The following is a 24,892-nucleotide window of genomic DNA, read 5'->3' as shown; positions in this document are numbered from 1 at the left end:
GCTTCCTGGAGTCAGGGAACGACGTAGAACGGCGGCGTGGGAAGACGAGCGGCGGTTTGAACGGTCAGGCGGCCAGCGCGTCCTGGCCTGGATGCAATTGCTGGATCAGACTGGGCACATCGAGAATCAGCGCGACCTCGCCGCTGCCGAGAATGCTCGAACCACTGATGCCCTTGACCTGCGCAAACACCTTGGACAATGGCTTGATCACGGTCTGCCATTCGCCCAACAAGGTGTCCACGACCAGCCCGAAGCGCTGCGCGCCCTGGCGGATGACCACGATGCTTTCGCGGGCCGGCCGCTTGCCGCCCAGCGCGAACAAGTCCCGCAGGCGTACGTACGGCAGCACGCTGCCGCGCAGGTCGATGTAGTCGCTGGTGTAGTCGGGCGTGAATTCCACGCACTCTTCCACCACATCCAGTGGCACCACGAACACCGACTTGCCAATGCCCACCTGGAAGCCGTTGATGATGGCCAGCGTCAGCGGCAGCCGCACCGAAATGGTGGTGCCCACGCCGGCGGTGCTGTCGATATCCACGCAGCCGCGCAGCGCGGTGATGTTGCGCTTGACCACATCCATGCCCACACCGCGGCCGGACAGGTTGGTGACTTTTTCGGCAGTGGAAAAGCCGGGCTCGAAGATCATTGCGAACACTTCGCGATCACTGAGCTGGCGGCCGGGTTCGACCAGGCCGCGTTCCAGCGCCTTGGCCAGGATCTTGTCGCGATTCAGCCCGCCACCGTCATCGGTGATCTGGATGACGATGCTGCCGGAATCGTGGAAGGCATTCAGGCCCACGGTGCCACGCGCCGGCTTGCCGTTGGCCACGCGCACGTCTGCCGGCTCGATACCGTGGTCCATCGCATTGCGCACCAGGTGGGTGAGCGGGTCGCCGATCTTTTCCACCACCGACTTGTCCAGTTCGGTGTCTTCGCCGGCAACCACCAGCGCGATGTCCTTGCCCAGCTCGCGCGCCACATCGTGCACCACGCGCTGGAAACGGCTAAAGGTGCCGCCGATCTTGACCATGCGCAGTTGCAGTGCGCTCTCGCGTACCTCTTCAACCAGGCCCGCCAGGATCGAGGTGGATTCGAGCAGCTGCGCATCGCCGGTGCGCTGTGCATTGGTGCCGGTGCTGGCCACCGCGATGATCAACTCGCCCACCAGGTCGATCATGCGATCGAGCTTGTCGGCGTCCACGCGGATGGAGCGCGCTTCATTGGAACGCGGCGCAGTCTCGGCAGTCGTTGCAGCGGCGCGCGGTGTCGGCACCACGGCAATGGCGGGCGCCGGTGTGTGCACCGGTTCCGCAGTGACGGCGGCGTTCGCGGCGCTGAGCGTGGTGTCCAGTGGCGCCGGCACCGCGACGATCTCCAGGTCGCAGTCTTCGCGCACGAATTCGAACACGTCTTCAATCGCCGCGCGGTCGGCATCGCTGCGCAGCAGGATCTGGAATCCAAGGTAGTTGGCTTCCGGGTCGAGCTCCTCGAACACCGGCAATTTGCTGTAGTCGGTGCTGATCGACTCGACGGAACCGAGCCCGCGCAGGTTGCGGATCAACTTCAATGGCGAGTTGCCAAAACGCAGCGCATCGGCAAACAGGGTCAGGTTGACGCGCCAGTAACCGCTTTGTTTTTCCGGCGTGCTGCGTTGCGCGTCGCTGACAGTTGCGCCGCAAACGCTGCCTTGCAGATAGGTCTGCAACTGCGCCAGCAGGGGCTCGGCTTCGGCGGCCAATGCGGCGGGATCGGCATGGCTGGGGTCGGCGGCGGTTTCCACCAGTGCATGGATGTGATCGCAGCACACCAGCAGCAAGGCGATCAATTCCGATTGCAGTGCGATCGACTCGTCGCGCACCAGATCCAGCACGCTTTCCACCACATGGGTGAAGCCCACCAGCTGCGGCAGATCGAACAGACCACCGGAGCCCTTGATGGTGTGCGCCGCACGGAAGATCGCGTTCACCGCATCCGGCGAGGGCTCGCCACGCTCGGCCTGTAACAGGTGACGTTCCATGTCTTCGAGCAGATCCCGGCTCTCGGCCAGGAAGGTCTGCATCAGCTGGTTCATGTCCATGCGCGTCACCTGTCCGTGTTAATGAATGCGTTCGCCCAGGCTGGTGGCGGCGTGCGGGTACAGCGCTTCCAGCAGGCCCAGCAGTTCGATCACATCGACCACGGCGCGGCTCGAGTCGGTCAACACAAACGGGCGTCCGTCAGCCTGCACCGCCTGCTTGGTGGCGAGCAGCAGCTGCAGGCCGGTGGTGTCGATCTCGCTGACCGCAGCCAGGTCCAGACGCACGCCGCCCGGATGCGCCAGCGCCGGCTGCAGCAATGGCTTGAGCTCGGCAGCGCGACGGATGGTCATCTCGCCTTCGAGGGCAAGCGTGAGCGGGGCGGGTAGATCCAACGAAAAGATGTCCATTGCGGCCTCGTGAAGCGATGACACGTGTGGCATGACGCGGAGAAGTTCTCACCTCGACATCGGCTTCACGCGCTACCAAGTAGGCCCAAGTCGTGTCGGTCTATGCAGGTATCGGCGCGTGACAGGAATATTTAGGCCGAATTCAGCCAAGCGACTGATTTGCGATGCGCATCACTGCGTGGGCGTTAACCGCTCAGGTTTGCGATGACCTGATCCGTGCTGCGTATCGGCTGAGGTTGCTTTTAAGCGAGCGCTGCAATGGAAGGTGTTTTGGTTGCCATCGAAGGCGCATGCCGTTTCAAGGAATGCATGATTGCTGCGCATGCGAAAAGCCTGCCTGTCGAGCACGCTAGTGATGGCTGACATGGATGTCTGACGCAAGGTTCCGCAGCGAGCAGCACTTGGTGGCCATGTCTGCGTCTGAATATCGTGCGGCCAACGCGCAGCGCGGTTTTGCGAAACGCAGCTTGCTCGGTTGCGCTGCTCTGCTGCAGGCGATTGCCGCTGCACGCTTTCATGATCGTGCAGTACAGATGCACCGCGATCAGGCGCTGGGTTCAATCATTGCGTGTCACCGATGCGTGGCGGTCGCCGCCGCATTACGGATTGAGCAGCTGCACCACGCATGGTTCCAGCGTTGTCAGTCCGGCTGCGCGTCCAAGCGCAATCGCCTGCGCAGGCGAGTCGCCATGCAGCCCCCGTTCGAGCGCGATCAGGGCGCCGACACGATTGCCGCTGGCGCAATGCACCAGTACATCACCGTGTGTGCGTGCGTGCTGGATTGCATGCGCCAACCGTGCGGCGTTCTCGGCGGTGACCGCGTCGGGCCCCACGATCGGTAGCGTCGTGTAGCGCATGCCCAGTCGCGCAGCTTCATGTGCCTCGTCGTAGCCGCTGTCTTCATCAGCGCCACGCAGGTTGATGATGCTGCGCACGCCAATGGCTGCAAGCGCTGCAAGATCGTCGACGGACGGTTGGCCGCTGGAATACAGGCCGGGCGCGAAGAGGGTGGCGGTGTGCATGCGGAGCCTTTCAAGCGAAAGAAGCGAGTGGTTAGTCGTTGAGGTAACACGATGATGTGCGCGTCTACAGGAGGTGGAACCAGGCACGCACGGGCGCCGACTGACTGAGCATGTACACCGCAACCACGGTAATCAGGCCAGCCAACACCAGCGTCAGCGCTCCCTTGCGGTCTGCCAGACGGATGGCCGCGCGTGCACCGAGTACGCTGCCGAGCGTGCCTCCGGCGATGAACGCCAGCGCCAGCGTCCATGCGACAAGACCGGAAGCGGCATAGCTGAGCGCGGTGGTCAAACCAAAACTGCCCACCGCCACCAGCGACGACCCCACCGCAAACAGGACCGGCATGCCTGTGGATGCCATCAGGCCCGGGACCACCAGAAAGCCGCCGCCGATCCCGAAGAAGCCGGACAGAAGCCCGGTGACGGTGCCGGATGCGACCAGCTTTGGAGCATTGCCGCGATTGAGTACCACGCTGGCGTTCCCAAGCTGGCCGCGTGCGCCCACCATGCGTGCGGCAACCACCAGCATCACCACCGCGAAGAGTGCGAGCAACTGCTGCCCACCGATTGCCTTGCCGAACATGGCGCCGACCCAGGCGCCGCCGACACCGGCCGCGGCGAATGTCGTTGCGCACCGCCATTTCACCGTGTGCTGCCGTGCGTGGCTGGAGAGCCCGATCACAGCGTTCACCGCAACCGCGAGCGCACTGGTGCCAATGGCGACATGAGGGTCTTGCACGCCCACCAGATAGACCATCAACGGCACTGCCAGGATGGAGCCGCCGCCGCCGACCAGGCCCAGCGTAAATCCCACCGCGGTGCCTGATAGCGCACCAAGCGCGTATTGCAGCGGTGTCACGGGGTTGGCCCGGTCGGTGCGCAGTACGCCGCGTACAGCGCGTCCAGCACGCCCACCGCCGGACCCGGGACCAAGGCGTAATGGATGGTCTGCGCTTCGCGCCGTGTGGTGACCAGTTCCATCTCACGCAACACCGCAAGATGCTGCGACAGCGCCGACATGCTCAAACCAGTCAGCGGTTGCAATTCGCCGACCGACCGCTCGCCTTCCACCAACTGGCACAGCACTAACAGGCGCGCCGGGTGCGCCAGAGCCTTGAGCAGGCTGCTGGCCTGCGCGGCAAGCACGGCCATCTGTTCTGGAGACGGCAATTGACGCGTTGCTGGCGGATGCAAGGGCGCGGACATGGGGAGGGCCTTTTCGGGCATTGACATTTAGATTAGACAAATCTAATTTAGAACAACCTAAAGTAATGCGCAAGAGGTGACGCGATGGATCCGCAGGTCATGCAATTCCACGATGTGGCAACGTCCACCTTCACCTACGTGGTCTACGACCAAGCGGGCGGCACCGCTGCGGTCGTCGACCCCGTGCTCGATTACGATCCCGCCAGCGCATGGACGTCCACCACTTCGGCAGACCGCGTGCTGGCGTTCGTGCGGGCCCAGCAGCTGCAGCTCGCATGGGTACTTGAAACGCATGTGCATGCCGATCACCTCACCGCTGCGGACTATCTGCGGCGCATGACGGGAGCCCGTGTGGCGATTGGAGCGGGCGTCGTCGGCGTGCAGCAACACTTCAAACGATTCTTCGGCTTGGAAGCGGACTTCAGTGCGGATGGCCGGCAGTTCGATCTGTTGTTGGACGACGGGGACACCTTCTCTATCGGTGGCATGCACGTGCGGGCCATCGCCACACCAGGGCACACCGCCGACAGCCTGACCTATCTGATTGGAAACGCCGCGTTCGTCGGCGACACTGTATTTGCGCCCGAAACCGGCACCGCACGGACGGACTTCCCTGGTGGTGACGCGCAAACGCTCTACCGTTCTATCCACACGCTCTTCCATCTACCGCCGGCCACGCGGTTGTTCCTCTGCCACGACTATCCAGCTGCCGGCCGCGAGCCGATGGCGCAGACATCGATCCAGGCGCAGGCGCAGGCCAATGTGCATGTCGGAGGAGGGATCAGCGAGCAGGCCTTCGTTGCATTGCGCGCCGCGCGGGACGCCCAGCTTGCGGTGCCCAGGCTTCTGCTGCCTGCGTTGCAGGTCAACTTGCGCGCAGGCGCACTGCCCCCGCCAGATCACACCGGCAACCGCTCTCTGCGTTTGCCGTTGAACCAGTGGGGTGCCGCGTGATGGCGCCTTGGGCGATCTCCTGGACCGGTGGCGTCCTGATCGGCTTGGCGGCGACCTTGCTGCTGTGGCTCAACGGGCGCACCGCCGGCATCAGCGGCATCGTCAACGGTGTGCTGTTTCCCGTTGCGGGCGATGTGGCTTGGCGGCTGCTGTTTCTTGTTGGGTTGATCGTGGCCGCGAGTCTGTACATGACATGGGTGCCGTCTGCGCCGCAGCCGCGCAGCGACTATTCGCGCAGCGCGTTGGTGGTGGCCGGTGTGCTTGTGGGCTTTGGCACGCGCATGGGCAATGGCTGCACCAGTGGGCATGGCGTGTGCGGGCTTGCGCGTGGCTCGCGCCGCTCGCTGGCTGCGGTGGCAACTTTCATGGCCACTGCGATGGTCACCGCCTACGTCATGCGCCATCTCTGGAGCGCGGCATGAAACGGTTCCTGCTTGCGAGCCTGGCGTCGGGCGCGCTGTTTGGTGTGGGCCTTGCGATGTCGGGCATGACCGACGCACGCAAGGTCATCGGGTTTCTGGATGTGGCCGGTGATTTCGATCCGGGCCTGCTGTATGTGCTCGGTGGCGCGATGATCACCAGCGCGGTGCTGTTTGCAGTGGTCATGCGTCGCCAGCGGCCGGCTTTTGCGCAGGCGTTTCAACTCTCTGGATTGCGCGCAATCGATCGGCCACTGCTGGGCGGCGCTGCCCTGTTCGGCATCGGCTGGGGGATTGCAGGCTATTGCCCCGGCCCGGCGCTGGCCGGCCTGGGCGTGGGTTCGGTGGAGGCGTTGTGGTTTGCGCCTGCGATGCTGGCGGGCAGTGCCTTGCACTGGGCATTCACTGCGGCAAAACAGGCCAAGGTAGATCGCTGATTACCGTCGGCGCGTTGCATAGTGCGTCGTGCGGCCTTCAACATCACAGCTGCAGCGTGCACGGCGCAACCCTTCAGCGCGGCGCCAGGGCCGTCAGCAGCCCACGTGCCGCATTGAAGCGGTCGGCGGCCTCGGGCAACGGCAGCTTGATGCGCAGTTTGTCCGGGCCGTCCATGGTGTAGATCTTCGGCTGCTTCTGGATCATCTGGATCACGGTCATCGGGTCGATCGACGGCTTTGCCTCGAACACCAGGCGGCCGCCATTCTCGCCAAGATCCAGCTTGCGCACGCCCAAGGCATTGGCCTGCAACTTGAGCTCGGCGATCGCGAACAGGTGCTTGACCGGGTCCGGCAGCAGGCCGAAGCGATCGATCATTTCCACCTGCAGCTCGCGCAACGCATCGCTGTCGCGGGCGCTGGAAATGCGCTTGTACAGCGTCAGGCGCGTGTGTACATCGGGCAGGTAGTCCTCGGGAATCAGCGAGGCCACATGCAGTTCCACCTCGGCGCCGCGCACTTCTTCGCCGGCATCCAGGTCGGGCAGCTTGCCCTGGCGGATGCTGCGCACCGCGCGCTCCAGTAGTTCGGTGTACAGGCTGAAACCCACCTCGGCCATCTGGCCGCTCTGGTCTTCGCCGAGCAGCTCGCCGGCACCGCGGATTTCAAGGTCGTGCGTGGCCAGCGTAAAGCCGGCGCCCAGCTCGTCCATGGAGGCAATGGCTTCCAGGCGCTTTTCTGCATCGGAGGTCATCGAGCGGCGGTCCGGCACCACCAGATACGCATAGGCGCGGTGGTGGGAACGCCCCACGCGGCCGCGCAGCTGATGCAACTGCGCAAGACCAAAGCGGTCTGCGCGGTTGATGATGATGGTGTTGGCGTTGGGAATGTCGATGCCCGATTCGATAATCGTGGTCGACAGCAGCACGTTGAAGCGCTGCTTCTGGAAATCCAGCATCACCCGTTCCAGCTCGCGCTCGGGCATTTGCCCATGCGCGATGCCGATACGCGCTTCCGGCACCAGCTCGGAGAGGTCGCGCTGCATGCGCACGATGCTTTCCACATCGTTGTGCAGGAAATACAGCTGGCCGCCGCGGCTGAGTTCGCGCTGGAACGCTTCGCGCAGCAGGGTGTTGTCCCAGGCGGTGATGAAGGTCTGCACCGCGAGCCGGTTCGGCGGCGGGGTGGCGATGATGGACAGATCGCGCAGCCCGGCCATGGCCATGTTGAGCGTGCGCGGGATCGGCGTGGCGGTAAGCGTGAGCAAATGCACGTTGGCGCGCATCGCCTTGAGCGCTTCCTTCTGGCGCACGCCGAAGCGCTGTTCTTCGTCCACCACGACCAGGCCGAGATCCTTGAACTTCACGTCCGGCTGCAGCAGCCGGTGCGTGCCGATGATCACGTCGATATCGCCGCTGGCCACTTTCTCCAGCTCGGCCTTGATCTCCTTGGTGCTCTTGAAGCGCGACAGCACTTCCACCTTCATCGGGTAATCGGCGAAGCGGTCGCGGAAGTTGCGGTAATGCTGTTCGGCCAGCAGCGTGGTCGGCACCAGCACCGCAACCTGCTTGCCGGCACTGGCCGCGGCGAACGCGGCGCGCACCGCGACCTCGGTCTTGCCGAAGCCCACGTCGCCGCAGACCACGCGGTCCATCGGCTGGCTGCTGCCCAGATCGCGCAAAGTGGCATCGATCGCGGCCAACTGGTCGGTGGTTTCCTCGAACGGAAAGCCCGCCGCGAATGGTTCGTACATCGCGCGGTCCACCTGCAAGGCCAGGCCTGCGCGCGCGCGGCGGCGCGCCTGGATTTCCAGCAATTCGGCGGCGACATCGCGCACCTTTTCGGCGGCCTTGCGCTTGGCTTTGGTCCACTGCTCGCCACCCAGCGAATGCAGCGGCGCTGTGTCGGCCGAGGCACCGGAATAGCGGCTGATCAGGTGCAGCTGCGCCACCGGCACATACAGCCGGTCGCCCTTGGCGTATTCGATTTCCAGAAACTCGCCAGGCATGCCGCCGGCGTCGAGCACGATAAGGCCGCGGTAGCGGCCCACGCCGTGGTCTTCATGCACGATCGGCGCGCCTTCGGAGAGCTCGCCCAGGTCGCGGATGATCGCTTCCGGCTCGCGGCCCACACGGCGCGTCCGGCGCGGTTGGTTGGCCCGCTCCGGGAACAACTGGCGCTCGGTCAGCACCGCAATCTGCGGCGTGTCTAATGCAAAGCCGTCTTCCAGCGGCGCCACGGTGATGCCGAAGCGCAGTTTGGTCGCGGCCAGGAACGCGGGCAGGTCGGCCACGACGTCCGGCTTCAACTGCGCGGCGGCCAGCACTTCCATCAAGGCTTCGCGGCGGCCGGCCGAATCGGCGGCTACCAGCACCCGGCCCGGGTAGTGGCCCAGGAACGAGGCCAGGGCCTGCCCGGCGGGCGCATCCTTGGCGGCGACCGGCAGCGGCGGCAACGGCTGGTCGCCCAGCGGCGCGGCCTCGTCGATACGCGGATGGTCGGCCGGCCACACTTCGATGCGCGCCAGCTTGTTGAGCTGTTCGCGCAAGGCATCCGGTGACTGGTACAGCTCATCGGGCAGCAGCAGCGGGCGTTCCACATCGTGGCGACGCTGCTCATAGCGGTTTTGCGCCTGCAGCCAGAAGGCATCGGCCGCATTGGAGACGCCGGTGGCGATCAGCGGCAGCACGCGCGTGTCCAGATAATCGAACAGCGTGGCGGTCTTGCTGAAGAACATCGGCAGGTAATACTCGACGCCCGACGGTGCGATGCCGGACTTCAGATCCTGATACAGCGCGCTGCGCCGCGTATCCACGTCGAAGCGTTCGCGCAGGCAGGCGAGCACACGCTCCACGCTGGCATCGTCCATCGGCACTTCGCGGCCGGGCAGCATCTTGACCGCGTCCACCTTGTCCAGCGAGCGCTGCGATTCCGGGTCGAAGGCGCGGATGGAATCGATATCCTCATCCAGCAGTTCGATGCGCAACGGGGTGTCGGCGCCCATCGGAAACACGTCCAGCAGGCCGCCACGCACCGCGAAATCGCCCGGGTCCATCACCTGCGGCACGTTGCGGTAGCCGGCGCTTTCCAGGCGGCGTTTTTCCGCGTCCAGATCCAGGCGCTGGCCAACCGTGAGATCGAAGCTGCCACCGACGATGTAGCTCAGCGGTGCCAGCTGCTGCAGCAAGGTCTGCACCGGCACGATCACCACGCCACGGGTCAGACCGGGCAAGCGATGCAGGGCCGCCAGACGCTGGCTGATGATTTCCGGGTGCGGGCTGAACTGGTCGTAGGGCAGGGTTTCCCAATCGGGAAACGGCACCACCGGCAGCGTGGACGCGTCACCCAGCAGGGCGTGCAGATCGGCTTCGATCTGATGCGCGCTCTGGTTGTCGCGGGCAATCACCAGCACCGGGCCGGCATGCGCTTCGGCAGCGCGTGCGATCGACCAGGCCAGGGCCGTCGGAGACGACGGAGCGCGCCAGTAGGCGCGGAGCTGGCCGGACTTGGGCAGCGGCGGAGAAGGGAAGGTAGGCGACGGCATCAGCCGGCGATTTTATCAGAGCGCCGCCGGGGGCCGGTCCATCTGGCGTGAAAGCGGCCGGCCTGGCCTGACTAGCCTGCCGGGCTTCGACGTCGTGCGATGGGGATGGCTGGCAAGGGCCTTGCGGCGACGTTCCAGAGTTAGGCGGGCTGCGACTGGCCTATCCGCATTCTCTAGTGCGCTTCAAGGTATGCGGGATTGCTCGTCTTGGCAGTCAACAGCCTAGTTGGTCGAGGGCGCGGTGCCCTCACCGCTTGCGGGACACGCCGTGAATCCGTCCATGGAAGCTCAGTGGCGGCATCCATGCCGCCACATGGTCCCGCAAGCGGCGAGGACACCGCGCCTGACGGTGTACAGGCGGCTTTTGGGGATGCCAGGCTAAGAGCAGCTATCAAAACGACTGCGCAGCCGCCGGGCGGGCGCGGCCGGTGCTCGGAATCGGCATGTACCCACGTACATTCCGGTTCCTCCGCGCCGTCCGCACCCACCCGACGACTGCTTGCGACTTTTTGTTAGCCGCTCTAAGTCACCTGTTATTGGCGGCTTGTGGCGGCGCCTTTGCGAAACCTTGGGCGGCGCTCAGGCCGGCGGGGGTACTAACTTGCTGTCCCGCAATACAGGGCATGCCATGCGAACACCCAGCACGCACAGCCACCGCTTCAAAACGAATCCCAACTCCCGAATCCCGAATCCCAGCCCCTCAAGCATCCAACTCCAGCACCATGCGCACCAGTTCCGGGGAATCCGGGTGGGGCTGCGGCTTGAAGCCCAGCGATTCGGCCAGCTGCAGCATCGGCAGGTTGCTTTGCAGCACGTCGCCGTACAGGCAATCGAGGTACTTGCGGCGCGCCCATTTCACCAGTTTGCGCATCAGTTGGCGGCCCAGGCCCTGGCCGGCCACAAAGCTGCTGACCAGGATGGTGTATTCGGCCTGGCGGGTGCCCGGCACCAGCGCGGCACGTGCGACGGCGCCCACCAGCGCTTCGCCGGGCGGCAACTGCTCGGCCGCCACCAACACGATCTCGCTCTTGGGGTTGGGGTGGGTGAGGCGTTGCACCATTTCGGGGGTGATTTCGGCCGAGGAGCGCACGAAACGGGCGCGGATCTCTTCCGGGCCCAACAGGCTGAAGGCTCCCTGCAGCGGCGGGCCGTCCTCGGGACGGATCGGGCGGAGCAGGAGCGTGCGGCCATTGGGCAGACTGAAATTTTCATGCCAGGGAGGCATGCGATTGCGGATGGCCATGACCGGGTGTTCCTTGAAGATCGGAAGATTCTGGCACCAGCCCAGCGCACAACCGTGAATGATTCCGGTGCGCCGCTGGGGGTCGTATGCGGGGGTGGCAGTGCTTCCCACGGCACTCTACCGAGCGATGCCGTGAGCCAGTCGTGACGCCGGGCGCCAACCGGGCCTAGCCCTCCTGGCGCAGCCACTCCAGCCGGGTCGAGGCACCGGCTTCGCCAAGGTGCGCCTTGAGCGCGGGCAGCGCCGGGGCCAGCACCTGGTCGAACTGCCAGGGGGCATTGACGATCAACAGGCCGCTGCCGGTCAGGCGCAGCGGTGAATCGTCCGGATGCACCTGCAGTTCGGCCATCAGCACCGACTTGGCGGGCAGCGCGGCGGCCTTGCGCATGAAGGGCTGCAGGCTGCGGCGCAGCTTGATCGGGTACCACACCATGCAGATCGCCTGCGGCCAGCGCGCCAGCGCTTCGCGCACGCTGGCGATCACCTGCGGGTATTCGGCACCCTGTGATTCATAGGGTGGGTCGATCAGGACCAGGCCGCGGCCGATCTTGACCTCGCCGGCCCGCGGCGGCAGGAAGGCGCGGATCGCCGCATAGCCGTCGCCGGCATGCACACGCACGCGGCTGTCGTTGGCGAACAGGGTCTTCAGCGCCTGGGCTTCGTCGGGCTGCAGTTCGCAGAACGCCATGCGGTCCTGCGCGCGCAGCGCCTGCGCCGCCAGCAGCGGCGAGCCGGGGTAGTGATTGATCTGGATACCGGCAGTGGGACGGGCCGCTTTCTGGCCGGGCACGGTCGGGCGTGCGACGGCGGCGTTGTCGGCCTGCACCGCGCGCAGATAGCGTTCCACCACCTCCGGCAGCGTGGCTTCGGCCATCAACCGCATGACGCCGGCATCGGCTTCGTTGGTCTTGCGGCTCTCTTCGCCACCGAGCTGGTAGCGGCCACGGCCTGCGTGGGTGTCCAGCACGAAGAACGGGGTGTCCTTGCGCTTGAGGGTGTCGATCAGCGCCAGCAAGGCGATGTGCTTGAGCACGTCGGCGTGGTTGCCGGCATGGAAGGCGTGGCGATAGTTCATCGCGGCAGTGTAGAGGGTGCGCGGTGGTTTGCGCTGCGCCAGGTGCGGTGGCGGTTTACGCCGGGTGGGGCGCAGCAAGGCGGCGGGGCGCCGGGGTGAGCGCGTCTGCGACGCCTCGGCACCGCAAGGTGCAGCCAGCGTGGTGTGGTCGATGATTGCCCGCAGCGGCCAATAGCACGGTGGCCCGCGTGCTATTGGCCGCGCCGGCATGCGGCTATGCTGCGCGCCATGTCCGACACCCCCGCCCGTGTCCTTGTCGTCGAGGACGAAACCGCCATTGCCGACACCGTGCTGTACGCCCTGCGCAGCGAGGGCTACGTGCCCGAGCACTGCCTGCTGGGGCGCGAGGCACTGGAGCGGCTGCGCAACGATCCCGCCGACCTGGTGGTGCTGGACGTGGGCCTGCCGGATATCAACGGCTTCGAGGTCTGCCGGACGCTGCGCGGTTTCAGCGAGGTGCCGGTGATCTTCCTGACCGCACGCAACGACGAGATCGACCGCGTGCTGGGCCTGGAACTCGGTGCCGACGACTACATGGCCAAGCCGTTTTCGCCGCGCGAGCTGGTGGCGCGGGTGCGCGCACGGCTGCGCCGGCGCAGCGTGGCCGTGGCCCAGGCCGAACCGGGCTGGCAGCCGCACGGCGCGTTCGCGATCGATCGCGACGGCAGCCGCATCCGCTACGGCGAGACGCTGTTGCCGCTGACGCGCTACGAATACGCGCTGCTGGCCGCGCTGCTGCAGCGGCCCGGCGCCATCCTCAGCCGCAGCCAGCTGATGGACCGCGGCTGGGATGCCAGCGCCGACAGCGCCGACCGCACCGTGGATACCCATATCAAGACGCTGCGCGCCAAGCTGCGCCAGGCCGGCGTGCCGGCCGACCCGATCCGCACCCACCGTGGCCTTGGCTACGCGCTGGAGGTCTGAGGATGGATGCCGTGTTTCAGCAGCCGGCGGTTGGGGTGGTCGAGCGTGCTGGTTTGCGCGGTTTGCGTCGTCGGCGTGGGCTGACTGAAGTGAACGGCCTGGCGGGCGGGCGCGATGTGTTCGCGCTGTCTTGCGTCGGCCATCATCAGGGGCGGGCAGCGCAGATCGATGTTGCGTGCCTCCGCAGTGCCGCAATCGCGCAATGCCCGTGCACGCCCACGTTGCTGTCGGCGCTCCTGGCGCAGGTGCAACTGGCGCTGGCCGCATCCATCCCCGATGCGTCGGCTGTTGACGGCTACTTGACCACGCGGTGTTCGACCAACGACCACACACACGCGTGCGCGGCCAACGGGATTCGGTGCTGACATGCGGCTCGGCCTCAAGCTGTTTCTCGGGTTTTTTCTGATCGTCGGGCTGGCCGCGTTCTTCGTGATGCGGGTGTTCGTCAACGAGGTCAAGCCGGGCGTGCGCCAAGCGATGGAATCCACGCTGGTGGATGCGGCCAACGTGCTGGCCGAGATGGCCAGCCCCGAGCTTGCGGCCGGGCAGATCGCCAACGGTCGCTTTGCGCGCCACCTGGCACAGGCCCAGCAGCGCGACCCCAAGGCCTGGGTGTGGCGCTTCCGCAAGAACAACGTGGATTACCGCGTCACTGTGACCGATGCGCGTGGTGTGGTGGTGTTCGATTCGCTGGGTCGCGACGTCGGCCGCGACAACTCGCGCTGGAACGATGTCTACCGCACCTTGCGCGGCGAATACGGCGCGCGCTCCAGTCCGGAGCTGGATGGCACCCCCGGCGCCACGGTGATGCATGTGGCCGCACCGATCTATGCGCCGGACGCGCCGCGCACACTGATCGGCGTGCTCACACTGGCGCAGCCCAATCGCAGCATCGACCCCTTCATCGAAGCCAGCCAGCGCAATATCCTGCAACGGGGCGCCTGGTTGATCGGCATTTCCGCATTGATCGGCATCGGCATGACCTGGTGGCTGATGCGCGGCATCGGCCGGCTGAATCGCTACGCGCAGGCGGTGAGCGCGGGCATTCCGGTGCCGCCGCCCAAGCCGCGCGGCGACGAAATCGGCGACCTGGGCCAGGCGCTGGAAACCATGCGCCGCAAGCTGGAGGGCAAGGCCTACGTCGAGCACTACGTGCAATCGCTGACGCACGAGATGAAAAGCCCGCTGGCGGCCATTCGTGGCGCCTCGGAGCTGTTGACCGAATCATTGCCGGAGTCCGACCGCCAACATTTTGTGGCCAGCATCCGCGCCCAGGAACAGCGCCTGACCGAAACCATCGACAAGCTGCTCGCCCTGGCCGAGGTCGAACAGCACGGCTGGCTGCAGACCCGTGTGCGTGTGGCCGTGCCTGGCGTGTTGCACGCTGCGGTGGACGCGGTATTGCTGCGCGCCGCTGGCGCCGGCGTGCTGGTGGAGCTCGATGCGGCAAGCATGGCCGCCAGCGACCAGACCGTGCTCGGCGATGCCTTCCTGCTGCGGCAGGCCGTGATCAACCTGCTGGAAAACGCCATCGCCTTCTCACCGGATGGCGGCACCGTGCAGCTGTGCACGCAGCTGGAGGACGGCCAGGTGCAGCTGTTGGTCGAAGACCGCGGCAGTGGCGTGCCCGATTACGCGATCGAACGCGTGTTCGAGCGGTTCTATTCGCTGGCGCGTCCGCAGACCGGGCAACGCAGTTCCGGCCTGGGCTTGCCGTTCGTGCGTGAGGTGGCCCGCCTGCACGGCGGTGACGTGAGCCTGCGCAATCGCGACGGCGGCGGTGCGATCGCCACCTTGCGATTGCCCACCGCCTAAATCCCGCTGCAGGCCATGTGCGACCTGCTGGCAACTTGCGGCGGCTGGCGGCCGCGTGGATGCGGCAGGTGCCGGAGCACATGCCGCATCCGTGTCCGTGACGCCTTATCGCGCGCAATCGCCGTGGTCAGTGCACCACGTCAGCTCCGATCACGTCCTTTGCCACGACCGACCAGGACAGCTTGCCAAAGCCCTTGTTGCCCCACTCGGTTCCCCAGCTGTTTTCAACGATCAAGCCTTCGCTGTCGTACCCCAGTGCGATCACCGCGTGGCCGCCCAGAATCGGCGTCTTGATGTCGTAGTCGACCTGATTCGATGGGGTGAGGTCTTCGAAGCCTTGCCGGACATAGAAGCCGATGGCCACCGGCGTGGACGCGGCCAGCGCAAGCTTGATCTGTTCGACCAATGCCCGCCCGCCATTTCCGTCGCCGGCATACAGCACGGTGTACTTGCGGTACGGCGTGGGGTGCTTGGCGGCGTTGGCGCGGTCGGCAGCGGTGGGCGGGTTCTTCCAGTTGTAATCGCCCCATGAATAATGCTGCGCGGTGTCGATGCCCTGGGCCAAAGCCACGTCCAGTGGGGCTTCCAGGGTGGAGCCGCCATCGACGCCACCGTTGACCTGGCTATAGAGATACATCGGCGCAAAGCGGGTCTGCGCCTGTTCGGCGGCATTGGCATACCAGCCGGTGAGGGTGTGGGCGGTTGCCCACGAGGCACAGGACCCCACCTGACCCTGGTCGCCTGGCGTGATCGCCCAGGCGGTCAGGTCCACTGTGGCGGGGAGCGGTTTGGCGGTACTTGCGGTGCCGAACAGCGGGGTCACCGGCTGCATCAACGCCGACGGTTTCAAACCCATTCCATGCATTGCCGCCTGTGCGGCAGCGGAGGACAGGCTCAGGGCAGCGAGCAGGCAGAGCGTCAGCGAACGTTGCGTGTTCATGAAGGCAGACTCCAGGCAAGAGGGATGCAGTCGGGCGCACGGCTGAAACCACGGCCAGCCAAGCGGCCAGGCGTGTAGAACGGCGCCACGACGGCGCGGGGAAGATGGAAGGAAGACGGCGAAGAACGACGGAACCGGAAAGCCGTGTTCAAAACATGACGGAAAACGAAACGATGGTCCTGTCGTACGCAACTGCCTGCGCATCGTTGCGCTTGGCGCCGAAGTGCGTGGCAGTGATGCGAAGTGCCGTCGATGAAGCAGAAGCTCTTGCTGGGCCTGCGTCGCACTTTTCCAGAGTGAAACCTGTATTTCCACAGCACGTCACAGTGGCACTCGTTGGCCGTGCGGGCCACCCACTTCACATTCGCTTCAAATTCGCCTCAAACCCTGGACACCGAGGGCGCTCACCCTGACCACCTCCCAGACTGAGGATGGTCGATGAACTCCCTGAAACTGCTGTTGCGCTTCGCCACCGTTGGTGGGTTGATCCTGCTGTTGCTGATCCCGTTGTTGTTGATCCGCGGCGCGGTGCAGGACCGCGCGCGCTATCGCGACGAGGCGGTGGAGCGGGTGTCCAAAAGCAAGGCCGGCGAGCAGCAATTCATCGCGCCGGTGCGTGTGCTGCCCTACACCGAGCAGGTGCAGGTGAACGAGCCGGACGAGCAGGGCAACCAGCGCAAGGTGTGGCGCGCGCAGGAGGGGGCGCTGCTGCAGACGCCGCGCACGCTCAAGATCAGCGGCGAGATGGTGCCTTCGGTGCGCGAGGTGGGGATCTACCGCGTGCAGGTGTATTCGTGGAAGGCAACGCTGCACGCCGAATACGACCCGTTCGAGTACGCCGCCGCGCCCACCCGCGTGTATGGCCAACCGTATCTGACGGTGGGCATTTCCGATGTGCGTGGGCTGGTGGGCACGCCCAGCCTGCGCGTGGATGGCCGGGCGCTGACGCTGGAGGGAGGTGCAGGCACGCTGGCCGGGCGGACCTCGGGCATCCATGCCGCGCTCAAGCCGGTGAGCGATGCAACTGCCGGGACGCTGCAGGACGGCAATGTGGTGGACATGCAGTTCGTGCTGGATGGCACGCGCCGGCTGGCGATCGCGCCGATCGGCGACACCAACGACATCGCGCTGCGCTCGGGTTGGCAGCATCCGTCCTTCGGCGGGCAGTTCCTGCCGAATGCGCCGAGCATCGGGCCGAAGGGCTTCGACGCCACCTGGTCGTTGTCGGCGCTGGCCACCGGCGCACAGACGCAGTTGCGGTCGGATGCGAGCGCGCTGGACATGCTGGAAGTGCGCCTGGTCGACCCGGTTGACGTGTATACCCAGGCCGATCGCGCCAGCAAGTACGGCATCCTGTTCGTGGTGCTGACCTTCGTGGCGTTTGTGTTGTTCGAGCTGATCAAGCGGCTGCCGATCCACCCGGTGCAATACCTGCTGGTGGGCCTGGCGCTGGCGATTTTCTTCCTGCTGCTGCTCAGCCTGTCCGAGCGCATCGCCTTCTGGCAGGCGTACCTGGTCTCGGCGGTGGCGTGTATTGGGTTGCAGTGCGTGTACCTGTCTGGTGTGTTGCGCAGCTGGGCGCGGGCCGGCGGATTTTCGGTGATGCTCACCGCGCTGTACGGGGTGCTTTACAGCTTGCTGATCTCCGAAGACAACGCGTTACTTATGGGATCGTTGCTGCTGTTCGGCATCCTGGCCTGCATCATGTGGGTAACCCGCAAGCTCGATTGGTACGAGCTTGGCAACAGCCTGCGCTGAGGTCGGCATGCTGATGCGCTCTCAGTCACACCGGCGGGCGCAGCGATTGCTGCCCGCCGGGATCGAAACGGTGGCGCTGCTGTCCGCAGCGCCACCCCACCAGTGGGAATGCTCACCGCTGTCCGCCTTGCCGCTGCCTGCAGCGGGGCGGCGTGGATGGATCGGCATGGCGCTGCACGCACGCACGGCCGAGGATGTGCGCCGCGATGGCGCCAACGCACTACAGCAGCTGCTGCAGTGCGCTGCGCCACGGCCGCCACTGCGCCAGTATCTGCCATGGCAGCGGCTGAGCAACGGCAGCTACTGGGCCCGCAGTAGCGATGCATTACTCGGCGCGCTGTTGGCGGTGGAAGATGCGGCCGTTTGGTTGCTGTGGCAGCAGCCCGCCGCTGCGGCCTGCACACGGAGCTGGCTGCGATGAGCGGCGCGGTTTGCAGGCGAGTTGTCTGTTACGCGCGGCTGCAGCAGGCAGCGCACCGTGTCGCACGACTGCAGTGCAGCGGAACATGCGTCACAGGACGCCTGCCGTGATCTGGGCGGCCGTAGTGATCTTTGTGGTTGCGGTGCTCACGCTGGCGTTGGTGGCCAGCGCCAGCTGGCGGGTGTTCGGTGGGTGCGTCGCCTGCGTCTGCGTGCTCTTGCCGGTGTTGTTGTTCGGCACCTTGATGCTGCAGCCCGGCGCCGGGCAGGACGCGTTCGCGTCGGCAGTGGCGGTGGAAGCGGCGATTTGCCTGCAATTGGCAGCGGACGCCGCGTGCCTCCTGGCAGCGCCCCTGGGACTGTTGGGCCGGCGCATGCTGGCGTGGCAGGCCGGGCGCGGAGCCGGCACGGCCGGCTGAGCGCACGCGCTGCAGCCATGGCTAGAATGCACCCATGCCTACTCCCACCATCACGGCACTGCGCGGTAGCGCCATCACGCCGTTTCTGGACGATCTGGCGCGGCTGCGCAGTGTGGTCTTCCGCGCCTGGCCGTATCTCTACGACGGCGACCCCGCCTACGAGCGCGACTACCTGGCCGCCTATGCGGCCTCGCCAGACAGCGTGTTCGTGCTGGCGCGCGATGGCGATGCGGTGATCGGCGCCTCCACCGGCCTGCCTCTGCTGGACGATAGCGCCGCCTTCCACGCGCCGTTCCACGCGGCAGGCATCGACCCGGCCAGCGTGTTCTATTTCGGCGAATCGGTGCTGCTGCCGGACTATCGCGGGCAGGGCATCGGGCACGCCTTTTTCGATCAGCGCGAAGCCCACGCGCGCGCACTGGGGCGGTTTGCCCTGACCGCGTTCTGCTCGGTCCAGCGCGACCCGCACGACACGCGCCGCCCAGCCGATTACCGGCCCAACGATGCGTTCTGGCGCAAGCGCGGCTATGCGCCGCAGCCCGGCATGCAGGTGCGGCTGGAGTGGGCGGAGTTGCAACACGGGGAGATCGACCACAGTTTGGAGGTGTGGACGCGCGCGCTGCAGGCGTAAGGCTGCTGCGCCACGTCCGCATCACCCACCACGTACGCATCGCAGGAAGCTCACCCGATGAAGATTGCCGTTGCCAAATACCCGATCGGCAAGCCGGCCGATTTCGCTGCCTTCGCCGCACGCCAGACAGCGTTGGTGGGCGAGGCCGCGGCGGCGGGTGCACGCGTGCTGGTGCTGCCGGAATATCTGTCGCTGGAGCTGGGCGCCACGTTCGGCACGCAGATTTCGGCCGGTTTGCCGGAGTCGCTGGCAGCGATCCAGGCGCTGCGCCCGCAGTGGATGGCATTGTTCGCCGGGCTGGCCCGACAGCATGCGGTGCATTTGATCGCCGGCAGTTTCCTGCTGGAGATTGGCACCGGCCGCTACCGCAACCGCAGCGATTGGTTCACCCCTGACGGCACGCATGGCTGGCAGGACAAGTTGCAGCTCACCGGGTTCGAAAAGGCCACCGGCGTGATCGACCCGGGCGATGCGCTGAAGGTGTTCGAGCTGGATGGCGTGCGTGCGGCGATCGCCATCTGCTACGACAGCGAATTCCCGTTGCCGGTGCGCGCGCAGTACGAGGCCGGTGCGCGTTTGCTGATCGTGCCCAGCTGCACCGACACCGCCGCCGGTGCGATGCGCGTGCGCGTGGGGTGCCTGGCGCGTGCGCTGGAAAACCGCGTGTTCGTTGCGCAGTCGGTCACCGCCGGTGAGGCGCCGTGGAGCCCGGCGTTGGACGTCAATACCGGCGAGGCTGCGGTGTTCGCGCCGATGGATGTGGGCTTTCCGGCCGATGGCGTGCTGGCGCAGACCCAGGGCGCGCAGGTGTGGGCGTATGCGGAGCTGGATTTTGACGCGTTCGCGGCCAGCCGTGCGCAGGCGCAGGTGGCCAATGACCGCGATTGGCCCGGTCAATTGGCTGCTCACGTGACGCGTGCGAAGCTGGTTGGGTTCGATTGATCCAAGACGACCGATAGCCCCCGGGCGCTGCCGGCCGGTGGATGCGTAGCGCTTCCCGTGCGCGCCGCGCCACCGGCCACGCGCCCGTGGGAGTCAGCCGCCTGGCAACTCCCGCCCGCCACCGACCAGGTCACCCATGTCCAAGAAAACCTTGATTCCGCATAGCGTCCGCCTGGAATTCGCGCCTGGCGCGCTGGTGCACAGCAATCTTTCCGGTGCTGCCTTCACCGACGATTGGCTGTGGGTGGCCGGCGATGAAGCCTGTGCGGTGGACCGCCTGCGCACGCTCGCCCCGCTGCAGCGCGAGACGCTGCGCTTTGGCGAAGGCCAGAGCTTTCCGCTGGCGGAGTTGCTGGATCTGCCTGGCGAAGCGGCCGAGGAAGCCGACCTGGAAGGCCTGGCGCTCTCCGATGGCTTCTTGTGGGTGATCGGCTCGCATGGGCTCAAGCGCAAAAACGCCAAGCCTGGCCGCGACGATGCCGAAAATGCCAAGCGGCTGACCAAGCTAAAGCTCGATGCCAACCGCCGCCTGCTGGCCTGCCTGCCGATCGAGCGCGCTGCCGATGGCACCCCCACGCTGGTGCGCGAAGCTGCCGACGGCCGCCGCGCGCTGCGGCTCAAGGGCGACGCCAAGCACAACCAGCTCACCGCGCTGCTGGAAGACGACCCGCATTTCGGCCCGTTCTTGAAGATTCCCGGCAAGGACAACGGCTTCGACATCGAAGGCATCGTGGTGGATGGCCAGCGCCTGCTGCTGGGCCTGCGTGGCCCGGTGTTGCGTGGGTGGTCGGCGCTGCTGGAGATCCAGGTGGAAGCGCATGGCGATCATCTGCGCCTTGTCCCGCTGGATGAAGAGGGCACGCTGCTGCGCAAGCACTTCCTGCAACTGGGCGGGCTGGGCGTGCGTGACCTGCACTATTCCGGTGACGACCTGTATCTGCTGGCCGGGCCCACCATGGTGCTCAATGGCGAGATCCGCTTGTTCAAGTGGCCGGATGCGCGCAGCGTGCTGGCCGCCAACCAGGCGCCGGTGCGCTTCCAGCGCGAGCTGCTCAAGTCGGTGGTGCTGCCGCACGGCGAAGACAGCGACCGCGCCGAAGCCATCTGCAACCTGCCGCGCCAGTTGGCCGGCAACACGCCAAGCTGGCTGGTGCTCTACGACGCCCCCGGCGCCAAGCGCAGCGGCGGCGATTGCGTGGTCTACGGCGACCTGTTGCGCAACACCTGAGCGGGCGGGCCGGGCAGGGCACGGCTGCGCAAGGTAAAATCGGGCCACTCCCGTTCCGCCGAGCGCTCCATGACCTGCCGCACCCGTTTTGCCCCCAGCCCCACCGGTTACCTGCACATCGGCGGCGCACGCACCGCCCTGTATTGCTGGCTGGAGGCACGTCACCGCGGCGGGCAGTTCGTGCTGCGCATCGAAGACACCGACCGTGAGCGCAGCACCCAGGCCGCCATCGACGCCATCCTGGAAGCCATGGAGTGGCTGGGCCTGGGCTATGACGAAGGCCCGATCTACCAGACCCAGCGCATCGCCCGTTACCAGGAGGTGGCCGAGCAGCTGCTGGCGCAGGGCAAGGCCTATTACGCCTACGAGACCCGTGAGGAGCTCGACGCGATGCGCGAGGCCGCGATGGCCAAGCAGGAAAAGCCGCGCTACAACGGCGCCGCGCGCGAGCAGCAGCTGCCGTATCGCGACGACCCGAACCGGGTGATCCGCTTCAAGAACCCGCTCGCGGGCACGGTGGTGTTCGACGACCTGATCAAGGGCCGCATCGAGATCGCCAACAGCGAGCTCGACGACATGGTGATCTTCCGCCCGGACGGCTACCCCACCTACAACTTCGCGGTGGTGGTGGACGATTGGGACATGGGCATCACCGAGGTGATCCGCGGCGACGACCACATCAACAACACGCCGCGCCAGATCAACATCTACGAAGCGCTGGGCGCGCCGGTTCCCAAGTTCGCGCACATGCCGATGATCCTGGACGAGCAGGGCGCCAAGCTCTCCAAGCGCACCGGCGCGGCCGATGTCATGCAGTACAAGGACGCCGGCTACCTGCCGCATGCGCTGATCAATTACCTGGCCCGCCTGGGCTGGTCGCATGGCGACCAGGAGCTGTTCAGTCAGCAGGAATTGCTGGACCTGTTCGACGTCAAGGACGTCAATTCCAAGGCCGCGCGCCTGGACATGGCCAAGCTCGGCTGGGTCAATCAGCATTACTTGAAGACGGACGACCCGGCCAGCATCGCGCCGCAGCTGGAATACCAGCTCCGCAAGCTGGGCATTGATGTGGCCGCCGGCCCGGCCGCTGCCGATGTGGTGGTGGCGCTGCGCGAGCGCGTGCAGACCCTGAAGGAAATGGCCGAAAAAGCCGTGGTCTGGTACCAGCCTTTGGAAACCTACGACGAAGCCGCGGTGATCAAGCACCTGAAGTTGGGCGCGGAAGTGCCGCTGGGCAAGGCGCGCGAGATGCTCGCTGCGCTGAGCGAATGGAGCGTGGAGAACGTGTCGGCGGCACTGCATGCCGCTGCCGCGGCGCTGGAACTGGGCATGGGCAAGGTGGCCCAGCCGCTGCGGGTGGCCATCACCGGCACCCAGGTCAGCCCGGACATTTCGCAGACGGTGTACCTGGCCGGCCGCGAGGGTGCCTTGAAACGCATTGATGCGGCACTCATCAAGATTGGAGCGGCCTGACGCCGGAGCCTGTATGACCAAGCACACGCACACCCAAACGCACGATCAGGAACACGCCTGCACGGCGCCGCACCACCACGTGGACGATGCCAACAGCTTCGTGCGCGCGGTGGAGCGCGCCTGCAGCGAACGCGGCCTGCGGCTCACCCCGATCCGCGCCAACGTACTGCGGCTGATCGCCGATGCCGGCAAACCGGTCAAGGCCTACGAGCTGCTGGACTGGGTGCGCGAAGGCAAAGGCGTGGGCGCCGACGCCCCGCCAACGGTGTACCGCGCGCTGGATTTTTTGATGGCCAATGGCTTCGTGCACAAGCTCGAATCGGTCAATGCCTTCGTGGCCTGCCATCACCCCAACAGCGCCCAGCACTCGGTGCCGTTCCTGATCTGCGACCGCTGCCATAGCGCGGTGGAACTGGAAGACCGCGATGTGGTCTCGCAGCTGGAAGCCCGTGCCAAGGCGCTGGGCTTCCAACCGCAGGCACAGACGCTGGAAGTGCATGGCCTGTGCGCCAAATGCGCGGCAGCGGGGTAATTGGTGTGAATCGAGCCGCTGCTAGCGGTGCCAGGCACGCGAGCGGCTCGGGTCAATCGCCCCGCGCAAGACGGTAATCAAGCCCGATTCACCGTAGTAGCGGCCTCGGCCGCGATGGATTTTCCCGACTGACATCGGCGGTTGTGCATCGCAAATGCAGCACGGCGGATTGATTGCGTGAATCGAGCCGCTGCTAGTGGCTCCAGTCGCCCGCGTAAGACGCTAAACAATCGCGATTCACCGTAGGAGCGGCCTAGGCCGCGATGGGGCGTTCCCGGTGTTATTCGACGCTCGTACGCAGAACGCGCGTTCACTCTGGCCGCATCATTGCCGACATGCAGTTTCCGCAGGGACTGCGAGCTCCTCGTAGGAGCGGCCTTGGCCGCGACAAGGCTTGCCACGTAGCGCCCCAATGTCGCAGCGCACAGCCGTTCGTTCCCGAACGACCGCATCCGGTAGTGCGTCAGCAATGCAGCGAAGCTCTGCCAGCAGCACACATGGCATTGCATTGAGCCTCGCGTGCGGCTCCGCCTCTTCCAGCTAATGCGACACACCGCCAACACGCGCGGTTTGGTCAAAACTGTTTGCGCTGTTTGCGCACACGCCGCGTCGTTCACGCGCGCATGACGCACCTAAGAGTGCGCACCTCTAGCTCGGACCCGCCCCGTCGTTGATGCGCTCGATCAGGTAATGCCGCCCAGCGCACGTCAATCGTCGGGCGTTCCAAACCTGCAAAGCCGCTCATCACCGCAGCACGTCAGTCACCACACCACTTGCCCGCATCCGCAACCACACTCAAGCCGCCGCCGGCTTACACGCATACCCCACCAGAAACAGGTCCACCGCGCGCCGGGTAGCGTCGCGCAGATACTCCGGCGATGGGTTCTTGAGTGCGCCGAACAGGCAGGGCATCAGGGTTTCGGCTTCGACTAGGGCGGCGAACTGTTGGGCGGCAAGCATAGTGTCGTCGCAACGGAGCTGGCCGCAGTCCACCTGTGTCTGCAGGTAGTCGGCGAAGCGCTTCAGGCCTTCTTCTTGACCTGCGCTGAAAAACAGCGCGCCGACGTCTGATCTGCCGGATACCCCGATGATGGTCTGCCAACTGGTGATATTGGGCGGTGCGCACAGGAAGGTGAGGACGTCCTCTCCGAAGCGCTGCAGGGCGTTGGCAATGGGGCCGCTGCTCCGCGAAAGTGCATCCAGTAGCGGATCGAAATAGCGGTCGGACATGTCCTTGGCCACCGCCACAAACAGTTCTTCCTTCGAGCCGAAATAGCCGTACAGCGTGCGCTTGGAGCCGCCGACACGGGCGGCGATCTGCGACATCGACGCGCCTTCGAAGCCCAGCTCGAGGAAGACCTCGCTGGCCGCCTGAACGATGGTGTCGCGCTTTTCTTCGGTTCTGACCCGCATCGCGGTGCTCCTAGGGGCGCTTAAGTATACCAACTGGGCAGAAATGCTTGACGCCCACGGATGAGCTTATTAGGA

General features: G+C 65.9%; 24 protein-coding genes and 1 other RNA gene. 14 read left to right on the top strand and 11 right to left on the bottom strand.

Annotated elements, in window-relative coordinates:
- Positions 1 to 64: 64 nt before the first annotated feature.
- From ACCQ01_RS15120 to ACCQ01_RS15100, 5 genes are all read right to left on the bottom strand, one after another.
- A complete protein-coding gene (locus ACCQ01_RS15120; RefSeq protein WP_228431691.1) occupies positions 65 to 2,077 on the bottom strand; it encodes a chemotaxis protein CheA in 2,013 nt (670 codons plus the stop codon).
- A gap of 18 nt (positions 2,078 to 2,095) precedes the next feature.
- Complete coding sequence (locus tag ACCQ01_RS15115; protein ID WP_115540674.1) at positions 2,096 to 2,425, bottom strand: STAS domain-containing protein; 330 nt, start codon at positions 2,423 to 2,425, stop codon at positions 2,096 to 2,098.
- A 599-nt stretch (positions 2,426 to 3,024) separates the two neighbouring features.
- Positions 3,025 to 3,447: a protein tyrosine phosphatase family protein gene (locus tag ACCQ01_RS15110; RefSeq protein WP_228431692.1), complete on the bottom strand. Its 423-nt coding sequence runs from the start codon at positions 3,445 to 3,447 to the stop codon at positions 3,025 to 3,027.
- Between the two features lie 64 nt (positions 3,448 to 3,511).
- A complete protein-coding gene (locus tag ACCQ01_RS15105; protein ID WP_228431693.1) occupies positions 3,512 to 4,306 on the bottom strand; it encodes a sulfite exporter TauE/SafE family protein in 795 nt (264 codons plus the stop codon).
- Positions 4,303 to 4,599 (bottom strand): ArsR/SmtB family transcription factor, encoded by a 297-nt coding sequence (locus ACCQ01_RS15100; RefSeq protein WP_115540671.1) that lies wholly within the window; start codon positions 4,597 to 4,599, stop codon positions 4,303 to 4,305. Before ACCQ01_RS15100 ends, ACCQ01_RS15105 begins: the two co-directional genes overlap by 4 nt.
- A gap of 138 nt (positions 4,600 to 4,737) precedes the next feature.
- On the opposite strand from ACCQ01_RS15100, the gene ACCQ01_RS15095 reads away from it, so the two are divergent.
- From ACCQ01_RS15095 to ACCQ01_RS15085, 3 genes are read left to right on the top strand one after another with little or no spacing between them, the layout of a single operon-like run.
- Entirely contained in the window at positions 4,738 to 5,607 is an 870-nt protein-coding gene (locus ACCQ01_RS15095; protein WP_228431694.1) for an MBL fold metallo-hydrolase, read from the top strand.
- Positions 5,604 to 6,029, top strand: a complete 426-nt coding sequence (locus tag ACCQ01_RS15090; RefSeq protein WP_372358811.1) for a YeeE/YedE family protein — start codon at positions 5,604 to 5,606, stop codon at positions 6,027 to 6,029. Before ACCQ01_RS15095 ends, ACCQ01_RS15090 begins: the two co-directional genes overlap by 4 nt.
- Positions 6,026 to 6,463 carry a DUF6691 family protein gene (locus tag ACCQ01_RS15085; protein ID WP_228431696.1) on the top strand — a complete coding sequence of 146 codons (438 nt, stop codon included), beginning with the start codon at positions 6,026 to 6,028 and terminating at the stop codon, positions 6,461 to 6,463. The genes ACCQ01_RS15090 and ACCQ01_RS15085 overlap by 4 nt, the downstream gene beginning before the upstream one ends.
- Positions 6,464 to 6,536: 73 nt before the next feature.
- Here the strand turns inward: ACCQ01_RS15085 and mfd are convergent, their stop codons facing one another.
- Complete coding sequence (mfd, locus tag ACCQ01_RS15080) at positions 6,537 to 10,004, bottom strand: transcription-repair coupling factor (protein WP_228431697.1); 3,468 nt, start codon at positions 10,002 to 10,004, stop codon at positions 6,537 to 6,539.
- A gap of 443 nt (positions 10,005 to 10,447) precedes the next feature.
- Here mfd and ACCQ01_RS15075 point away from each other — a divergent pair.
- A non-coding RNA gene (locus ACCQ01_RS15075) (sX9 sRNA) lies at positions 10,448 to 10,522 on the top strand.
- 182 nt (positions 10,523 to 10,704) lie between these two features.
- On the opposite strand, the gene ACCQ01_RS15070 is transcribed toward ACCQ01_RS15075, so the two are convergent.
- Together ACCQ01_RS15070 and ACCQ01_RS15065 are read right to left on the bottom strand one after the other, a co-directional pair.
- The gene (locus tag ACCQ01_RS15070) at positions 10,705 to 11,247 is read right to left on the bottom strand and encodes a GNAT family N-acetyltransferase (RefSeq protein WP_011037827.1); all 543 of its coding nucleotides are present in this window, start codon (positions 11,245 to 11,247) and stop codon (positions 10,705 to 10,707) included.
- Positions 11,248 to 11,413: 166 nt separating this feature from the next.
- Positions 11,414 to 12,322 (bottom strand): 23S rRNA (adenine(2030)-N(6))-methyltransferase RlmJ, encoded by a 909-nt coding sequence (locus ACCQ01_RS15065; RefSeq protein WP_228431698.1) that lies wholly within the window; start codon positions 12,320 to 12,322, stop codon positions 11,414 to 11,416.
- Between the two features lie 216 nt (positions 12,323 to 12,538).
- On the opposite strand from ACCQ01_RS15065, the gene creB reads away from it, so the two are divergent.
- Positions 12,539 to 13,246, top strand: a complete 708-nt coding sequence (gene creB, locus ACCQ01_RS15060) for a two-component system response regulator CreB (RefSeq protein WP_228431699.1) — start codon at positions 12,539 to 12,541, stop codon at positions 13,244 to 13,246.
- On the opposite strand, the gene ACCQ01_RS15055 is transcribed toward creB, so the two are convergent.
- Complete coding sequence (locus ACCQ01_RS15055; protein WP_372358810.1) at positions 13,228 to 13,497, bottom strand: hypothetical protein; 270 nt, start codon at positions 13,495 to 13,497, stop codon at positions 13,228 to 13,230. The two genes, creB and ACCQ01_RS15055, sit on opposite strands and share 19 nt — an antisense overlap.
- 115 nt (positions 13,498 to 13,612) lie before the next feature.
- Between ACCQ01_RS15055 and creC the strand changes: the two genes are divergently transcribed.
- Positions 13,613 to 15,061, top strand: a complete 1,449-nt coding sequence (gene creC, locus ACCQ01_RS15050) for a two-component system sensor histidine kinase CreC (RefSeq protein WP_228431701.1) — start codon at positions 13,613 to 13,615, stop codon at positions 15,059 to 15,061.
- Between the two features lie 127 nt (positions 15,062 to 15,188).
- Here the strand turns inward: creC and ACCQ01_RS15045 are convergent, their stop codons facing one another.
- Entirely contained in the window at positions 15,189 to 16,001 is an 813-nt protein-coding gene (locus tag ACCQ01_RS15045; protein ID WP_228431702.1) for a C1 family peptidase, read from the bottom strand.
- 438 nt (positions 16,002 to 16,439) lie between these two features.
- On the opposite strand from ACCQ01_RS15045, the gene creD reads away from it, so the two are divergent.
- The 8 genes from creD (at position 16,440) to ACCQ01_RS15005 (ending at position 23,404) form a co-directional block, all read left to right on the top strand.
- The gene (gene creD, locus ACCQ01_RS15040; RefSeq protein WP_228431703.1) at positions 16,440 to 17,759 is read left to right on the top strand and encodes a cell envelope integrity protein CreD; all 1,320 of its coding nucleotides are present in this window, start codon (positions 16,440 to 16,442) and stop codon (positions 17,757 to 17,759) included.
- Between the two features lie 7 nt (positions 17,760 to 17,766).
- Positions 17,767 to 18,180, top strand: a complete 414-nt coding sequence (locus tag ACCQ01_RS15035) for a hypothetical protein (RefSeq protein ID WP_228431704.1) — start codon at positions 17,767 to 17,769, stop codon at positions 18,178 to 18,180.
- A gap of 106 nt (positions 18,181 to 18,286) precedes the next feature.
- Positions 18,287 to 18,598: a hypothetical protein gene (locus tag ACCQ01_RS15030; protein ID WP_176994171.1), complete on the top strand. Its 312-nt coding sequence runs from the start codon at positions 18,287 to 18,289 to the stop codon at positions 18,596 to 18,598.
- Positions 18,599 to 18,632: 34 nt separating this feature from the next.
- A complete protein-coding gene (locus ACCQ01_RS15025) occupies positions 18,633 to 19,229 on the top strand; it encodes a GNAT family N-acetyltransferase (RefSeq protein WP_228431705.1) in 597 nt (198 codons plus the stop codon).
- A 57-nt stretch (positions 19,230 to 19,286) separates the two neighbouring features.
- Positions 19,287 to 20,171 carry a carbon-nitrogen hydrolase family protein gene (locus ACCQ01_RS15020; protein WP_014508370.1) on the top strand — a complete coding sequence of 295 codons (885 nt, stop codon included), beginning with the start codon at positions 19,287 to 19,289 and terminating at the stop codon, positions 20,169 to 20,171.
- A gap of 136 nt (positions 20,172 to 20,307) precedes the next feature.
- A complete protein-coding gene (locus ACCQ01_RS15015; RefSeq protein ID WP_014508369.1) occupies positions 20,308 to 21,399 on the top strand; it encodes a DUF3616 domain-containing protein in 1,092 nt (363 codons plus the stop codon).
- Positions 21,400 to 21,468: 69 nt separating this feature from the next.
- Positions 21,469 to 22,872 (top strand): glutamate--tRNA ligase, encoded by a 1,404-nt coding sequence (gene gltX / locus ACCQ01_RS15010; RefSeq protein WP_115006007.1) that lies wholly within the window; start codon positions 21,469 to 21,471, stop codon positions 22,870 to 22,872.
- Positions 22,873 to 22,885: 13 nt separating this feature from the next.
- Positions 22,886 to 23,404: a transcriptional repressor gene (locus tag ACCQ01_RS15005; RefSeq protein ID WP_011037815.1), complete on the top strand. Its 519-nt coding sequence runs from the start codon at positions 22,886 to 22,888 to the stop codon at positions 23,402 to 23,404.
- 795 nt (positions 23,405 to 24,199) lie between these two features.
- On the opposite strand, the gene ACCQ01_RS15000 is transcribed toward ACCQ01_RS15005, so the two are convergent.
- Positions 24,200 to 24,817 (bottom strand): TetR/AcrR family transcriptional regulator, encoded by a 618-nt coding sequence (locus ACCQ01_RS15000; protein WP_228431706.1) that lies wholly within the window; start codon positions 24,815 to 24,817, stop codon positions 24,200 to 24,202.
- Positions 24,818 to 24,892: the final 75 nt, after the last annotated feature.

The sequence above is a fragment of the Xanthomonas sp. NCPPB 4037 genome, from assembly GCF_041475695.2.
In the GTDB taxonomy this organism is placed as follows: Bacteria; Pseudomonadota; Gammaproteobacteria; order Xanthomonadales; family Xanthomonadaceae; genus Xanthomonas; species Xanthomonas campestris.
Note: the sequence above shows the minus strand (reverse complement) of the source record. Positions and strands in the feature narration are given on the sequence as shown.

What these genes read in the sequence shown, in the direction of transcription:
- ACCQ01_RS15120 (WP_228431691.1), bottom strand. Translation starts at nt 2,077, where the DNA reads ATGGACATGAACCAGCTGATGCAGACCTTCCTGGCCGAGAGCCGGGAT.
- ACCQ01_RS15115 (WP_115540674.1), bottom strand. Translation starts at nt 2,425, where the DNA reads ATGGACATCTTTTCGTTGGATCTACCCGCCCCGCTCACGCTTGCCCTC.
- ACCQ01_RS15110 (WP_228431692.1), bottom strand. Translation starts at nt 3,447, where the DNA reads ATGCACACCGCCACCCTCTTCGCGCCCGGCCTGTATTCCAGCGGCCAA.
- ACCQ01_RS15100 (WP_115540671.1), bottom strand. Translation starts at nt 4,599, where the DNA reads ATGGCCGTGCTTGCCGCGCAGGCCAGCAGCCTGCTCAAGGCTCTGGCG.
- ACCQ01_RS15095 (WP_228431694.1), top strand. Translation starts at nt 4,738, where the DNA reads ATGGATCCGCAGGTCATGCAATTCCACGATGTGGCAACGTCCACCTTC.
- ACCQ01_RS15085 (WP_228431696.1), top strand. Translation starts at nt 6,026, where the DNA reads ATGAAACGGTTCCTGCTTGCGAGCCTGGCGTCGGGCGCGCTGTTTGGT.
- mfd (WP_228431697.1), bottom strand. Translation starts at nt 10,004, where the DNA reads ATGCCGTCGCCTACCTTCCCTTCTCCGCCGCTGCCCAAGTCCGGCCAG.
- ACCQ01_RS15070 (WP_011037827.1), bottom strand. Translation starts at nt 11,247, where the DNA reads ATGGCCATCCGCAATCGCATGCCTCCCTGGCATGAAAATTTCAGTCTG.
- ACCQ01_RS15065 (WP_228431698.1), bottom strand. Translation starts at nt 12,322, where the DNA reads ATGAACTATCGCCACGCCTTCCATGCCGGCAACCACGCCGACGTGCTC.
- creB (WP_228431699.1), top strand. Translation starts at nt 12,539, where the DNA reads ATGCTGCGCGCCATGTCCGACACCCCCGCCCGTGTCCTTGTCGTCGAG.
- creC (WP_228431701.1), top strand. Translation starts at nt 13,613, where the DNA reads ATGCGGCTCGGCCTCAAGCTGTTTCTCGGGTTTTTTCTGATCGTCGGG.
- ACCQ01_RS15045 (WP_228431702.1), bottom strand. Translation starts at nt 16,001, where the DNA reads ATGAACACGCAACGTTCGCTGACGCTCTGCCTGCTCGCTGCCCTGAGC.
- creD (WP_228431703.1), top strand. Translation starts at nt 16,440, where the DNA reads ATGAACTCCCTGAAACTGCTGTTGCGCTTCGCCACCGTTGGTGGGTTG.
- ACCQ01_RS15035 (WP_228431704.1), top strand. Translation starts at nt 17,767, where the DNA reads ATGCTGATGCGCTCTCAGTCACACCGGCGGGCGCAGCGATTGCTGCCC.
- ACCQ01_RS15025 (WP_228431705.1), top strand. Translation starts at nt 18,633, where the DNA reads ATGCCTACTCCCACCATCACGGCACTGCGCGGTAGCGCCATCACGCCG.
- ACCQ01_RS15020 (WP_014508370.1), top strand. Translation starts at nt 19,287, where the DNA reads ATGAAGATTGCCGTTGCCAAATACCCGATCGGCAAGCCGGCCGATTTC.
- ACCQ01_RS15015 (WP_014508369.1), top strand. Translation starts at nt 20,308, where the DNA reads ATGTCCAAGAAAACCTTGATTCCGCATAGCGTCCGCCTGGAATTCGCG.
- gltX (WP_115006007.1), top strand. Translation starts at nt 21,469, where the DNA reads ATGACCTGCCGCACCCGTTTTGCCCCCAGCCCCACCGGTTACCTGCAC.
- ACCQ01_RS15005 (WP_011037815.1), top strand. Translation starts at nt 22,886, where the DNA reads ATGACCAAGCACACGCACACCCAAACGCACGATCAGGAACACGCCTGC.
- ACCQ01_RS15000 (WP_228431706.1), bottom strand. Translation starts at nt 24,817, where the DNA reads ATGCGGGTCAGAACCGAAGAAAAGCGCGACACCATCGTTCAGGCGGCC.